Source organism: Nostoc sp. (assembly GCF_036917355.1).
Taxonomy (GTDB): domain Bacteria; phylum Cyanobacteriota; class Cyanobacteriia; order Cyanobacteriales; family Nostocaceae; genus Nostoc.
Genome location: NZ_JBALDP010000083.1, coordinates 15,317 through 29,250 on the forward strand (window position 1 = coordinate 15,317; position 13,934 = coordinate 29,250).

Genomic DNA, 13,934 nt, shown 5'->3' on the forward strand with positions numbered 1-13,934 from the left:
GGGTTTTAATTATTTAGATGAGAAGAATTAGGCATTGACCACCTGCTCATTAGCCGCCGACCAAAATGGATAGTCTGTATAACCCTTTTCATCGCCGCCATAAAAGCTTGCTTGATTTGGTTCATTCAATGGTGCATTCAAAGCCAAGCGTCGGGGTAAATCGGGATTTGATATAAATAATGTGCCAAAAGCAACTAAATCTGCTGCTTTGTTTGCCAGTACTGCATCGCCTTTTTCACGGGTATAACCACCATTGACGATGAGTGTACCTGTAAAGCGATCGCGTATATGACTAGTGGGTACAATTATCCCACCATGTCTAATATCTGCCTCTGTTGCCTCATAAATATGCAGATATGCCAAATTAAACTGATTTAACGCTTGAGCCGCATAACCGAATGTCTCCAGGGGATTGGAGTCACCTATATCGTTAAAAGTCCCACTGGGAGAAAAACGTACCCCAACTCGGTTAGAATCCCACACACTAGTTACCGCCTCTGTCACCTCCAACAGGAATCGGGCACGATTCTCAATAGAACCTCCATATTTATCTGTACGTTGATTGGTGCGATCGCGGAGAAACTGATCTATTAAATAACCATTAGCCGCGTGAATTTCCACGCCATCAAACCCAGCCGATAGGGCATTTGCGGCTCCCTGACGGTACTGTTCGACGATCTGTGGTATTTCCGATGTTTCTAAAGCACGGGGAGTAACAAAGGGTTTTGGCCCCTCAAAAGTTGAGGCATCACCTTTAGGAGTAATGGCAGAAGGTGCTACAGGTAAAACTCCATTCGGTTGTAGATCGGGGTGAGAAATCCTGCCTACGTGCCATAGTTGCAGAAAAATTCTGCCGCCGTGCTGATGTACGGCATTGGTTACTAACTTCCATCCCTCCACCTGTTCTGGTGAATGAATTCCTGGTGTCGCGGGATAGCCCTGTCCTTCAGGAGTTACCTGTGTTGCTTCAGAAATAATCAGTCCGGCGGAAGCACGTTGGACGTAGTAGGTAGCATTCAGTTGGTGTGGTACGTTTCCCTCACCTGCCCGGTTTCGGGTTAAGGGTGCCATCACTATCCGGTTAGGTAGTTCCAGATTTCCTAATTGGTAAGGAGAAAATAAGTTGATATCAGTAGTCATGTTCCTTCGCTCCAATTCAAAATACAAAATACAAAATTTGCAACCCCGCATCTGCGAGATCGGGAGAATAAGGAAAGAGTTTTCCCCCTACCCAATTTTGCGTGCAGCGCATTACAGCTATTTCAAGTAAATAAACTATGCGGTTGTGGTTCAAATACTAAACAATCGAACGAATAACGCCACCATCTACCCGCAAAGCTGCACCATTAGTTGCCGATGCTACGGGGCTAGAAAGGTAAACTACGATCGCTGCTACTTCTTCATTAGTTGCAAAGCGTTTAATCAAGGAACTTGGACGCACATTTTCAAAAAACTCCGCCTCAACTCGATCGGGACTAATACCACGTTCCTGTGCCAAGTTGGTGATAAACTCTTCAACTCCTTCTGAACGAGTTGGCCCTGGGAGGACGGAGTTTACTGTAACTCCAGTGCCCACAGTCATTTCTGCTAGACCTCTGGCAATAGCTAGCTGCGCTGTCTTTGTTGTGCCGTAGTGAATCATTTCCACTGGGATTTGAATAGCAGATTCGCTGGAGATAAAAATTATCCGTCCCCAGTTTTGCTCTAGCTGCTTTTGCAGATATTGCCGACTCAAACGAACTCCACTGAGGACGTTAACCTCAAATATCTTTAACCAGTCTTCATCAGTAATATCAAAGAAGGTTTTTGGCTCATAAATACCCACATTGTTTATGAGTATATCAACGTGAGGAACCTCTTGAATGAGTTTTTCTACCCCTGATGCAGTGGCAGCGTCAGCAACAACACCAGAAACTTTTGCGTCCGGTGTAGAATGCTTAATTTTAGCGATCGCATCTGCTACTCTTTCTTCAGAACGACCGTTGACAATCACTGATGCACCCTCTTGAGCTAGCCCAAGAGCGATCGCCAAACCAATACCTGCGGTTGAGCCACTGACCAGGGCAGATTTACCATGCAATTTCAAGTCCATTTCGCTCTTTCCCCATTAGTTGAAACAGAATTCAGAATTCAGGAGCAAAGCCGGAGACGCTCTGCCTCCGGTCAGAAGTCAGGAGTCAGGAGTCTTATGTATTTAGACTCCTGGCTCCCTCTAAAGAAGACTGCAAACTAAATGCATCTCACAATAGTACCTAGATTAAAGATGCTGTGCTAAGGTCTTATTCAAGGTAGTTTTTGGAACCGCCCCTACGACAGTATCGACCTGGCGACCTCCTTTAAAAACCATCAACGTCGGAATGCTGCGAATTCCATAGTGGCTAGCGACAGTAGGATTTTGATCTGTGTTCAACTTCACAAATTTCACCTGTCCTTCGTATTCAGCAGCAACTTCATCGACGACTGGGCCCACCATCCGGCAAGGGCCGCACCACGGTGCCCAAAAGTCCACTAATACCGGAATTTCACTTTCCAAGACTTCTTGCTTGAATGTGGCTTCTGTGACGTTTGTAATGGATGACATAAATTGCCTTCCTAATTAGTTCTATAATTCGATAATATCGAATAATAAAAATATATGCCACCTGATGAGATAATGCAACTATGAGATTCCTTTATCATCCAGATAGAAAAAATATTTCTTTACCGGGCGTGTTGTATGCATTGGGCGATCCGGTGCGGCTAGAGATTGTGCGGCTGTTGTCGACTGAGGGGGAACAATGCTGTGCGAAGTTTGATTTTGCGATCGCTAAGTCTACGATGTCCAATCACTTCAAGATTTTGCGGGAGTCGGGGATAGTTTTGACACGCAAAGAAGGGACACATCATATTAACATACTACGGCGTGAAGATTTAGAGGTGTTGTTTCCAGGGTTGTTGGATGTGGTATTGAAAGCCGCTCAACCATTACCTGTTAGCCCTGTTAGTACTAAACAAATAGCTTCAAGGATTTAGAAAGAGTGCGATCGCTCTTTTCAAAGGGCGCATAACCTGATATGTTTTTTCAGCTTTCTCAATTGATACTTGAGGTATTGGCGATCGCAGCCTGAGAACAGCTAGATCGATAGTATGTCAGAATCTAAGGATTCAAGAACTGTGAGAATTTTATTATGATGTTCAAATCTGGAGATCATAAATAAACTTGCAACCAGGATTTATAGCGTCTGGCGAGTTCCTGAAGAAAATTGAGTTCTTCACCTTCAAGATTATTAAATAGGTTGCGATATTGCCAACCACGCTCGTAGCGACTCAGCATTTGTACTGGAGTAAAGCGATAGATATCAGCAGTTTGCCAACAAATTGACTCCAGAAAAGGCAGCTTTTTGGGGACAGTAACAGGATTAATTGTTGGTGTTGCGGTTGTCATAATTGTTTTAATTAACCACTTTTGGCTTACTTTAGTTTTAGCATTCGTGCCTTATAATTTGATCGCTTTTGAGAAGGACAAATCACTGATGAAATATAAAACGGCCGATCCAAAAAAATTTACGTGCCGCTAAGTATTGGGGTGTGATGCTTTAATTGAAGCAATAGCATCTGATGCAGAGGTAGGTTTGAAAGCTATAATTAGGATACAACACATATTCTTAAAAGTGCAAAATAGCAATAAAAGCACCAATGGCAGAATTCACCATTCAAATTTCCGATGAATTAGCTCAACGTTTAGAACCTCTGCAAAATCGCTTACCCGAATTGCTTTGGCGATTACTAGACGTTGTTAATCTACCAACAAATATTCAGCCAACAGTTAATCCTGAGACTACAAATATTCCAGCAGTTTATCAAGAAGTTATTGATTTTTTGATTATTAAGGGGCCAAAACCAGAAGAAATTATTAATTTTAAAGTTTCATTTCAATCTCAAACACGCCTACAAGAATTACTAGAAAAAAATCGCTCTGCAACACTCGATCAAATGGAATTAGCAGAATTAGATGTTTACGAGCAGCTAGAGCAGATGATGATTTTATTAAAAGCACGAGCTTATTCTGCAATCAGCTAACATGACTTCTAATTCGATTTCTGTGGAAATCCGTAGGTTAGTGTTCCAGAGAGCTTCAGCACGCTGTGAATATTGCCAAATCCATCAAAGTTTTTCTATTTATACCATGAAGTAGACCATATTATTGCCGTCAAACATGGGGGGTGAAACTACTGCTAAGAATTTGGCACTTTCATGTTTATCCTGTAACCGTCATAGCACCACTCAGGTTAGCTCGACTCAGATTAATACCTCTCAATTCAGCATCTCTCAAATCAACCCCAATAAAATCTCTTTCCCCAGCAGCATAACGCTGCAACAACTCCTCAACAGTTATCCTCATCTATACACCTCCGCATTAACCAACACATATAAGATAAAGTCCAATTTTGCTCCCAGAGCAATACGCAATTTAGTAAACTATAAATTATCTGGGTTGGGATAAACTCTTCCTTTCCAAGCGCCGCCGCGCCCTTGCCAGTGACGGAGTGCTGAGTCTAGAGTCATCAGGGTATAGAGAAAAGCGATCGCAGGTAAACTAAAAGCGAACCAGACAGAACATTTATAAAAGCGGATCGTCGGGTAGTAAGCGAAAGTCATTAATAGCCATCCTAATAAACCTGTAAATGCGATCGCCCAATTGCTCCAAACTGCACCCAGAATTACACACACAGGTGGAACTAGATAAATCAGAGGCATTCCTACCAAAGTTCCCAATAGTAGTAATGGAGAATAATTCAGTTGGGTATAGGCAGTACGAGCAACCATATCCCAAATCGTCGCCAGCGAGTCATAAGGGCGCAAACTACGAGTCAAGCTACTCAATCCTAGCCAGATACGACCTTGACTGGGCATTGGGTTATTCTCCCTGTCCCCTTGTCCCCCACTTTTCTTAACAGCCTGAGCAAGGGCGCAATCGTCAATTAAAGCTTGGCGAATCACTTGAATACCCCCGATTCGCTCTAAAGCTTCACGGCTAATCAGAATAGATCCCCCAGCGGCGGCGGCGGTAGGATTGTTAGGATTATTCACCCAGCGAAAAGGATAGAGTTTTTGGAAGAAAAAGACGAAAGCTGGAATCAAAAGTTTTTCCCAAAAGCTCTCACATCTGAGTCGCACCATTACCGAAACCAAGTCTAAATCTTCCTGCACAGCCTTAGCAACGAGTCGGCGGAGATTACCAGGATCGTGTTTGATATCTGCGTCAGTCAGCAAAAAATAATCGGGTGCAAATAAACTCGCGCTCTTTATGCCTTGCTCAACTGCCCAAAGTTTCCCCGACCAACCAGGAGGTAGTGAAACGCCAGAGATAATATGCAATTGCTGGGGTTTACCTACAGCGTGTGCAACCCCTTCAGCAAAATTTGCTGTCCGATCTGTGCTGCGATCGTCTACCAAAAACACGTTGAAAGAACCAGGATAATCTTGAAGTAGGAGCGATCGCAAACTAGTTGGTATTAACTCAGCTTCGTTACGGGCTGGAACCACGGCACAAACCGCAGGTAAAGATTGTAGCTGATTTTCTGTAACCTCTAATTGCTCGTCTGTCCGCCAAAACTGTCCCCAAAAACACAGTAATCCTAACCAAATTGTCAAGGATAAGAGCATCAATCCTAATACAATTACATCCATGACCGTCGCTTCGCTCCAATTCAAAATTCAAAATTAAAAATTAAAAAAAAGAATGACCTATTGCAAATTTTCAGTGACTCAGACACAATACTATGTCTACTGAATAGAGGAAAAAATTTTTCACTGTAGTGTCGCGTTCATAACTAGGTTGGGTGTTGAGGTTAAATAGGATTTGATGCAAACACAAGACAGGGTAAAAGTCAATCAAGTCGCAGATGCGATCGCAGCTAGCCAAGAATATCTGCTTTCAATTCAAAATCCGGCAGGTTATTGGTGGGCAGAGTTAGAATCTAATGTCACCATCACTGCTGAAGTCGTACTTCTACATAAGATTTGGGGAACAGACCAAACCAGACCTTTGCACAAAGTTGCAGCATATTTGCGTCAACAGCAACGACAGCATGGCGGTTGGGAACTTTACTATGGTGATGGCGGAGAACTTAGCACCTCAGTTGAAGCCTACATGGCGCTAAGATTGCTAGGCGTACCAGCAACCGATCCAGCGATGATTCGGGCGCGAAAGTTTATTCTCCAACGCGGTGGTATCAGCAAAACTCGGATTTTTACCAAGTTACACCTTGCCTTGATTGGCTGCTACAACTGGCGCGGTATTCCCTCGCTACCACCTTGGATAATGCTGTTGCCTAAAGCTTTCCCAGTTAATATATACGAAATGTCTAGCTGGGCGCGTTCTAGTACTGTACCGTTGCTGATTGTATGCGATCGCAAACCTGTTTTTATAACTAACCCAACGATCAACCTAGATGAGCTATACGCTGAAGGTGTCGATCGAGTCCAGTGGGAATTACCCCAAAGTGGTGATTGGACAGATTTATTCCTCACCCTCGATCAAGGATTCAAGTTGGCAGAAAGTCTGAATTTAGTACCCTTTCGTCAAGAAGGCATCAAAGCCGCCGAGAAATGGATTTTAGAGCGCCAAGAAGCTACAGGTGACTGGGGCGGCATTATTCCGGCGATGTTGAATTCAATGCTAGCTTTGCGGTGTCTGGATTATGACCCAAATGACCCGATTGTGGAAAGAGGTTTGCAAGCAATTGATAACTTTGTAATTGAAACAGAAAATAGTTACCGAGTTCAACCTTGTATTTCACCCGTTTGGGATACAGCTTGGGCGATGCGTGCTTTAGTAGAATCTGGCTTTGCACCAGATCATCCAGCTGTAGTCAAGGCTGGAGAATGGTTGTTGCAAAAACAAATTTTAGATTACGGAGATTGGGCTGTCAAAAATCGCCAAGGAAAACCAGGGGCTTGGGCGTTTGAGTTTGAGAATCGCTTTTATCCCGATGTAGACGACTCGGCGGTGGTAGTGATGGCACTACATTTGGCAAAACTCCCCAATGAAAAAATCAAGCAGGCTGCGATCGCTCGTGCCTTAAACTGGATTGCATCTATGCAATGTAAACCAGGCGGTTGGGCTGCGTTTGATTTGGATAACGATCGAGATTGGCTTAACTCAATTCCCTATGGCGACATGAAAGCGATGATCGATCCAAACACCGCTGATGTTACGGCTAGGGTACTAGAAATGCTTGGTGCTTGTGACTTGACAATTAATAATGATAATTTGGAGCGATCGCTTACTTATCTTTTGCAGGCACAAGAAACCGAAGGCTGTTGGTTTGGTCGTTGGGGTGTAAATTATATCTACGGCACCAGTGGCGTTTTATCAGCCTTAGCGTTAATCGATCCTCAAAGGCATAAACTCAGTATAGAACGGGGAGCAACTTGGTTAGTTGGATGTCAAAACCCAGATGGTGGTTGGGGCGAGACTTGCCGCAGCTACAACGATCCCAGTCTCAAAGGAAAAGGAAATAGTACTGCATCTCAAACTGCTTGGGCAATAATAGGGTTGATAGCAGCAGGTGAAGCTACTAGTAAATTAGCTCTTGGTGCGATCGAGCGAGGAATTGGCTATCTGGTGGCAACTCAAAAGCCAGATGGTACTTGGTTTGAGGCAGACTTTACAGGTACTGGCTTCCCTTGCCATTTTTATCTCAAGTATCATCTGTATCAACAATACTTTCCTTTAATTGCACTAGGTCGCTATCAAGCAGCGATTAAAGAAGGTTAATATTCGTTTTCAGTAAGGTAGCACACCTATGCTACCTTATCGTGTATTCCATTTATACGAAAACAGCTATTACATAAGCGATCGCATCAACTATATATACTCAATTCTTCAAAATCTTAGTGAAGAAAGTTTATTCTCTTAATATCTAACGTCCAAAATCAACGTATTTCTATTCTCTAGCAATGACAATATCGTTAGATTTAATAACTGCATAAGCTTCTTTTCCCTCAGATAATTCCAACTCTTCTGCGGAAGCTCTGGTGATAATAGAAGTTAATTCTACTTTGTGAATGATCTCCAAAGTAACCTCACTATTAACTGCTCCATAAACAACTCGTTTAACCACACCTTTAAGAATATTGCGAGAGCTAACTTTTAGTGATTTCTTTTGAATACTACTTTCTATATCAGGCTTTTGAGTGTAATAGATATCTTCCTGTTTTTCTTGCTGAGTTGCTGGTGATATTGGTGTTGAAGACTGCTGAGTGAGACTACGCACGAGTTCCCGCAAAATCTCTGTCTTAGTGCGTTGAGACTGTTCGCAGAACTCCTCTAGAATCTTCCGTTCGTCCTCTGAGGTTTGAAATGTAACCCATCCTTGTTCTTTTCTTGGCATAATAATATTATTATCAATTTTGGTTATCTTGGTAAAATTCTACCAAGCATCAATTCGATACGTCGTTTTAGTAATAACATTTTTTTGTCGGTATTTTCGGCATTTTCATCGCAAACTAATCAACTATTCTCATATAGTTAACTACATATATATTTATTTTTTTCTAGATGCGAAATATTTTGTTACTTGAAATTGTCTAAATCATCACTAAATTTATACCAACTAAGATGGTATAGCATTGGTTTATGGTATTTGTTGGGATAGCTACGCTTACGCAAGGATAATCTAACAGAAAATTCCACTAGCGTAGGCGTAGCCCGTCGCAGACATCGCGTGAGTGCCGTAGGATTATTTAACGTGAGTTCACAGCCGGGGGATGAAACACCTAAAATCGCGTTCTCAAGACTTGCGGAGTTTATTTGAGAACAATATCACCATTGAATACGTGGCAGAACCCCTGCAAGCTATGCCAGCTGATGCGGAGGCTAAAGAAGTGCTGCATTGGATGCAGGCACAAAATTTTGATGTTATCGGCGTTGAGACGGGAGATATTATTAGCGGTTATGTAGAACGCTCTAGTTTGATCCCAGGCAAAAAAGGTAAATGTAGCGACTATCAACGGGTGTTTCATCCCAAAGAACTAATTGCTATTTCCACCCCACTGATAAAGTTGCTACCCATTTTGCAGCAAACTCCGCGATTGTTTGTTTTGGATTGCAATCAGGTAAGTGGTATTGTTACCTGTGGTGATTTGCAGAAAGCACCCGTGCGAATGCTACTGTTTGGCTTAGTAACGCTACTAGAAATGAATTTGCTGCGGCTGGTGCGGATTTACTATCCTCAAGATTCGTGGCAAAAAGTCCTTAAACCTGAGCGCTTAGAAGTTACTCAAAGACTATGGCGAGAGAGTCAGGAAAGAAACGAAGCCACGGATTTGTTAGATTATCTGCAATTCTGTGATAAGCGAGAGTTGATTTTAAATCAACCAGAACTTCTCCAGCAACTAGGATTAAAATCAAAACGGTTTGGCGAACGTTTCCTCAAGTCTGCTGAACAGTTGCGAAACCGATTAGCTCACGCCCAAAGTTTAGTTAGCGGTTCCTCTTGGACAGAATTGATTTCTCTAGCAGAAGCGATGGAAAAGCTGTTAATTCATTGTGAGGAAGTTGAGTAAAGTGGTCAGCTTTCTCTAACACTATTGAACCAGCCGATTAAATCCGCTCGAGTTGATAAATAGACCTCTTGCAAAAGTCCTAAATGCGTGGGACAAGTAGGTTAGAGTTAGGTAGCATCTATGACCTACGAACAAGTAAAGAGCCTGAAGTCAGAGGACTTTAAACGCTTGTGTGGCGTACGTCCAGATACTTTTAATGAGATGGTAGAGGTAGTGCGATCGCACAGCCAAAACAGAAAACAGGACGGCCGGGTAAATTAAGCTTAGAAGACCAATTGTTGATGACATTGGAATACTGGAGAGAGTACCGTACCTACTTTCATATAGGTCAATAAGCAGGGAGTAAAGGAGTCTACGGCTTACCGAATTATCCGAAAAATAGAAGATACACTGACTAAATCCAGGGCTTTCACGCTTCCAGGTAAGAAAAAACTCGCTACATCTAATAATCAGTTAGAGGTCGTGGTAGTTGATGTTACAGAAAGTCCGATTGAACGCCCTAAAAAAAACAAAAAAAGTTCTACAGTGGTAAAAATAAACAGCATACACTGAAGTCACAAGTAGTGGTAGACCAAGCGAATGGTCAAATCATCTGTACTGCTCATGGCAAAGGTAGAGAGCATGATTTTCGTATATTTAAAAACAGTTGATTTTCGTATATTTAAAAACAGTAAGCTTAGGTTGAGAGAAGACATAGAATGCTTGGGAGATAAAGGTTATCAAGGTATTCAAAAATTACATTCCAATAGTCGCATACTCAAGAAAAAGCCCATAGGAGGTAAGTTAACTTATGAAGATAAAAAGAGTAATCAAGAATTAGCGGAAATTAGAGTTTTAGGTGAGCATGTACTTCTGTTGCTGAAGGTATTTAAAATTTTGTCCCTTACTTATAGCCCACATTCCGCACCCAGAACTGTCACAAAAGAAATGGTAAGGAATTTTGGGGCTAGTTTTTGATTCAAGAGCAAAACTGGAGGGGTAGAAAGTTAAAAATCAAATCAGAGTTTGCTAAAAAACAAATCGGTATAAAAAATACTGTAAAAAAGTAGAGTTACCGAAAATAGAGTCAGTAACTCTTGCAAAAGTTGATAAAAGGAAAGCTGGATTAAAATTGATGAGCTTGATTTAAAGATAAGAAAGGTGGAGAACTTAAACTAATCATTGTGTAGACACAAAAAACACCCCACTTTTTGTCCAGCGACTGAACCGCGTATGTACCACTCGGAAGTCCCCAAACCGTTCGGGTAAGTTATTCTTACATTTTTAGTGTCGCAAATGACAAAGGCAAAGCGGATGACCCGATTAAGTACTTCGCTGCCCCAGAGAATCAAGACTTAGGAGTAGGTAAAGCGCTGCGAAAGGCAGTCTCCAAGCTTGATTTATCGCCTTTTCCTGCACCCTCTTGACAAATTTGCAATTATCTTAACCTCTCACTGATGAACATAGACAGACTTCTAAATAACGCGCCGACTGCTCAACCCCCATCCCAAGAAATTGGCATTGAGCAGTTCCGAGACATTGTGAAAGACGAGTTAAACGTCATCTGCCAAGATTTGGTTATGTATGATCGTCTAGATCAAGCACGCTTTCAGGTATTATCTTACACTTTCTGCCGTAGAAGCCCAAGAAGTCCAACCTCCCCCAGGACAAGAACCGATTCATTGGCGATTGCTGACAACTCGCGTTGTTGTTTGCTTGGAACAGGCACTACGAGTCATTCAGTGGTATGGATGGCGATGGAAGATTGAACAACTTTTTGCCACCCTCAAAACAGCTTTCCTTGAATTTAGAAGCGACTCAGTTAGAGTCTGTTCTGGCTATTCAACGCCTGACAATCCTGGCTTTGTCCGTAGCCGTCCGAACCTTACAAATGGTTGAAGGGCGTGACAATACTCAGCTTTCTGCCGCGCTTATCTTTGGTGTTGAGCAGCAGCAATGCTTATCTGTGATTCAATCTTCTGTTGAAGGTGATACCCAAAAACTGCAAAATTCTTATCCACAAGGTTGTTTGCCTTGGGCTACTTGGGTCATCGCTCGTTTGGGTGGATGGTCTGGATATCTCTCTCAACAACCTCCGGGAATGCCTACTCTTGTTCGAGGTTTACGGCAATTTGAATCTATCTTTTTAGATTGGAAACTCGCTCAGGGTGGACTTGTGTATACACGGTAGCCAATACATACGGGGAGGGTTAGGGTGGGGTAAAAAAATATTTGATACATCAATCACGACTTTTCAAACATCCTCTTAGAGCTATTTCGTAATTTTTCATAATTATACAGGAAACAGAGTAATGTTGAAGGTTTTTGCTGACCGTGGTGGTACATTCACAGATATTGTTGCTGTTACTAATAATCAAGCAATTATCGATAGACTTTCCAAACATCCTGAACGTTTTTTAATTGTGACTCTGCCTAATCAGCAATGGATTATAGTCTACAAACTACTTTCAGAGAATCCCGAACAATATCAAGATGCAGCTATCCAAGGTATTCGAGATATCATGGGTATTACTAGCAAGGAACCCATTTTTACTGAAGCGATAGAAGTGGTAAAAATGGGAACAACAGTAGCAACAAATGCACTGTTAGAAAGGAAAGGCGATCGCGTCGTTCTTCTCATTACCAAAGGGTTTAAAGATGCGCTGCAAATTGGCTACCAAAACCGTCCTAACATCTTTGCCCGTCATATAATTTTACCAACGGTGCTTTATGAGCAGGTGATTGAGATAGATGAGCGCTATGATGCTAACGGAAATGAATTAATACCTATAAATATTGAACAAGTAAAAAGTGGCTTACAAGCAGTTTACCATACAGGGATTCGGAGTTGTGCTATTGTTTTTATGCACAGCGATCGCTATCCCGAACACGAACAACAAATAGCCCAGCTTGCCCAAACAATCGGCTTTACTCAAATATCCGTATCCCATCGAGTTAGTCCTTTAATGAAGTTGGTTAGTCGTGGAGATACAACAGTAGTCGATGCTTATTTAACTCCTATTCTGCGCCGCTACGTTAACCAAGTAGCAAGTCAGTTACCCAGCGTCAAATTAATGTTTATGAAATCTGACGGGGGTTTAGTCGCAGCCGAGCAATTTCAAGGTAAAGATAGTATTTTAAGCGGCCCAGCTGGCGGTATTGTTGGCGCAGTCCAAACTAGTAAAAGAGCAGGTTTCGAGTTAGTTATTACCTTTGACATGGGAGGGACAAGTACAGATGTTGCCCACTTTAAAGGAGAGTATGAACGACAACTAGATTCAGAAATAGCTGGGGCGAGGATGCGAGTTCCTGTATTAGCAATTAATACCATTGCTGCGGGTGGTGGTTCAGTTCTCTTTTTTGATGGTTCTAGCTATCGTGTTGGCCCTAAATCTGCTGGTTCAAATCCTGGACCTGCTTGTTATCGACGTGGCGGGCCATTAGCGGTTACTGATGCCAATGTGATGTTAGGTAAAATTCACCCACAATATTTTCCCTCGGTTTTTGGCATTGATGGCAATTTACCTTTAGATAAAGATATTGTTATTCAAAAATTTACCCAATTAACCCAAGACATTCAAGCTGCTACATTAAATGATTGTACTCCCGAACAAGTAGCCGCTGGATTTATTGCGATCGCAGTAGAAAATATGGCAAATGCAATTAAAAAAATTAGTTTGCAACGAGGTTATGATGTTACACAATATGTACTGTGTTGTTTTGGCGGTGCAGGCGGGCAAGTTGCTTGTTTAATTGCTGATACTTTGGGAATGAAAAAGATATTTTTACATCCTTATGCTGGAGTTCTCTCTGCTTATGGAATGGGATTAGCTGATGTGAGGGCGATTAGAGAAGGAGGAGTTGAACAGCTTTTAAATCAAGCATTAATTACTCAATTACAGAACTTAATGGAATATTTAGAAACCCAAGCTATAAGTGAAATAAATGAACCCAATAGTCAAGTAGAAGTAATCCAAAAAGTAAACTTAAAATATGAGGGTACTAACTCTACATTGACCGTTAATTTTGCCGATGAAGTAGCAGTGATGCGGCAAGAGTTCGAGGCTGAACATAAATCACGCTATGGTTTCATTCAACTAGATAAAACCTTAATTGTCGAATCAGCCTCAGTGGAAGTGATTCAAAAGATGGATACTCCTGAAGAACCATTAATTAATCGTATTCGTTCTCTAGAGCAAGCCCCCAAACCTATTGATATAGTCAGGATGTTTACTGCTGATAAATGGCATAATACACCTGTTTATCGACGAGAAGATTTAGAACCAGAAGATACGATTATTGGAACTGCGATTATTGTCGAAAAAATTAGCACGATTATAGTTGAACCTGACTGGGAAGCAAGATTAACTGAGCGCAATCATTTAATTTTATCTAGAAGGTAA

16 protein-coding genes and 1 pseudogene are annotated in these 13,934 nt (G+C 41.9%); 10 read left to right on the top strand and 7 right to left on the bottom strand.

Features of this window, described 5'->3' with window-relative positions:
* Window positions 1–27 precede the first annotated feature (27 nt).
* The 3 genes from V7K53_RS25945 to trxA form a co-directional block, all read right to left on the bottom strand.
* Complete coding sequence (locus tag V7K53_RS25945; RefSeq protein ID WP_335200400.1) at window positions 28–1,140, bottom strand: alkene reductase; 1,113 nt, start codon at window positions 1,138–1,140, stop codon at window positions 28–30.
* Between the two features lie 157 nt (window positions 1,141–1,297).
* Window positions 1,298–2,092, bottom strand: coding sequence for an SDR family NAD(P)-dependent oxidoreductase (locus tag V7K53_RS25950; protein WP_335192564.1), 795 nt, complete (start codon window positions 2,090–2,092; stop codon window positions 1,298–1,300).
* A 165-nt stretch (window positions 2,093–2,257) separates the two neighbouring features.
* A complete protein-coding gene (trxA, locus tag V7K53_RS25955) occupies window positions 2,258–2,581 on the bottom strand; it encodes a thioredoxin (protein WP_012412473.1) in 324 nt (107 codons plus the stop codon).
* Window positions 2,582–2,661: 80 nt separating this feature from the next.
* On the opposite strand from trxA, the gene V7K53_RS25960 reads away from it, so the two are divergent.
* Complete coding sequence (locus V7K53_RS25960) at window positions 2,662–3,012, top strand: ArsR/SmtB family transcription factor (protein WP_335200401.1); 351 nt, start codon at window positions 2,662–2,664, stop codon at window positions 3,010–3,012.
* 175 nt (window positions 3,013–3,187) lie between these two features.
* Here the strand turns inward: V7K53_RS25960 and V7K53_RS25965 are convergent, their stop codons facing one another.
* Window positions 3,188–3,424, bottom strand: coding sequence for a hypothetical protein (locus V7K53_RS25965; protein WP_335200402.1), 237 nt, complete (start codon window positions 3,422–3,424; stop codon window positions 3,188–3,190).
* 251 nt (window positions 3,425–3,675) lie between these two features.
* Here V7K53_RS25965 and V7K53_RS25970 point away from each other — a divergent pair, with 251 nt between their 5' ends.
* Window positions 3,676–4,059, top strand: a complete 384-nt coding sequence (locus tag V7K53_RS25970) for a hypothetical protein (protein WP_335200403.1) — start codon at window positions 3,676–3,678, stop codon at window positions 4,057–4,059.
* A gap of 178 nt (window positions 4,060–4,237) precedes the next feature.
* Here V7K53_RS25970 and V7K53_RS25975 read toward each other — a convergent pair whose 3' ends face one another.
* Both V7K53_RS25975 and V7K53_RS25980 read right to left on the bottom strand, forming a co-directional pair.
* Window positions 4,238–4,381 carry a pentapeptide repeat-containing protein gene (locus V7K53_RS25975; RefSeq protein WP_335200404.1) on the bottom strand — a complete coding sequence of 48 codons (144 nt, stop codon included), beginning with the start codon at window positions 4,379–4,381 and terminating at the stop codon, window positions 4,238–4,240.
* Window positions 4,382–4,458: 77 nt separating this feature from the next.
* Complete coding sequence (locus tag V7K53_RS25980) at window positions 4,459–5,670, bottom strand: glycosyltransferase (RefSeq protein ID WP_335200500.1); 1,212 nt, start codon at window positions 5,668–5,670, stop codon at window positions 4,459–4,461.
* A 175-nt stretch (window positions 5,671–5,845) separates the two neighbouring features.
* Between V7K53_RS25980 and shc the strand changes: the two genes are divergently transcribed.
* A complete protein-coding gene (gene shc / locus V7K53_RS25985) occupies window positions 5,846–7,762 on the top strand; it encodes a squalene--hopene cyclase (protein ID WP_335200405.1) in 1,917 nt (638 codons plus the stop codon).
* 169 nt (window positions 7,763–7,931) lie between these two features.
* On the opposite strand, the gene V7K53_RS25990 is transcribed toward shc, so the two are convergent.
* Window positions 7,932–8,378 (bottom strand): TOBE domain-containing protein, encoded by a 447-nt coding sequence (locus tag V7K53_RS25990; RefSeq protein WP_292731254.1) that lies wholly within the window; start codon window positions 8,376–8,378, stop codon window positions 7,932–7,934.
* 376 nt (window positions 8,379–8,754) lie between these two features.
* Here V7K53_RS25990 and V7K53_RS25995 point away from each other — a divergent pair, with 376 nt between their 5' ends.
* From V7K53_RS25995 to V7K53_RS26015, 7 genes and pseudogenes are all read left to right on the top strand, one after another.
* Window positions 8,755–9,552: a hypothetical protein gene (locus V7K53_RS25995; RefSeq protein WP_335200406.1), complete on the top strand. Its 798-nt coding sequence runs from the start codon at window positions 8,755–8,757 to the stop codon at window positions 9,550–9,552.
* A gap of 120 nt (window positions 9,553–9,672) precedes the next feature.
* Window positions 9,673–9,813 (top strand): hypothetical protein, encoded by a 141-nt coding sequence (locus V7K53_RS26000; protein WP_335200407.1) that lies wholly within the window; start codon window positions 9,673–9,675, stop codon window positions 9,811–9,813.
* A 20-nt stretch (window positions 9,814–9,833) separates the two neighbouring features.
* Window positions 9,834–9,887: a hypothetical protein gene (locus tag V7K53_RS34145; RefSeq protein WP_442940513.1), complete on the top strand. Its 54-nt coding sequence runs from the start codon at window positions 9,834–9,836 to the stop codon at window positions 9,885–9,887.
* A gap of 213 nt (window positions 9,888–10,100) precedes the next feature.
* On the top strand, window positions 10,101–10,202 hold the full coding sequence (locus V7K53_RS34150; RefSeq protein ID WP_442940514.1) for a hypothetical protein: 102 nt from the start codon (window positions 10,101–10,103) through the stop codon (window positions 10,200–10,202).
* The gene (locus V7K53_RS26005; RefSeq protein ID WP_335200408.1) at window positions 10,156–10,509 is read left to right on the top strand and encodes a transposase family protein; all 354 of its coding nucleotides are present in this window, start codon (window positions 10,156–10,158) and stop codon (window positions 10,507–10,509) included. Before V7K53_RS34150 ends, V7K53_RS26005 begins: the two co-directional genes overlap by 47 nt.
* Window positions 10,510–11,157: 648 nt before the next feature.
* Window positions 11,158–11,722: pseudogene (locus V7K53_RS26010) on the top strand (IS4-like element ISSysp3 family transposase); the annotation flags it as partial.
* A gap of 121 nt (window positions 11,723–11,843) precedes the next feature.
* A complete protein-coding gene (locus tag V7K53_RS26015) occupies window positions 11,844–13,934 on the top strand; it encodes a hydantoinase/oxoprolinase family protein (RefSeq protein WP_335200409.1) in 2,091 nt (696 codons plus the stop codon).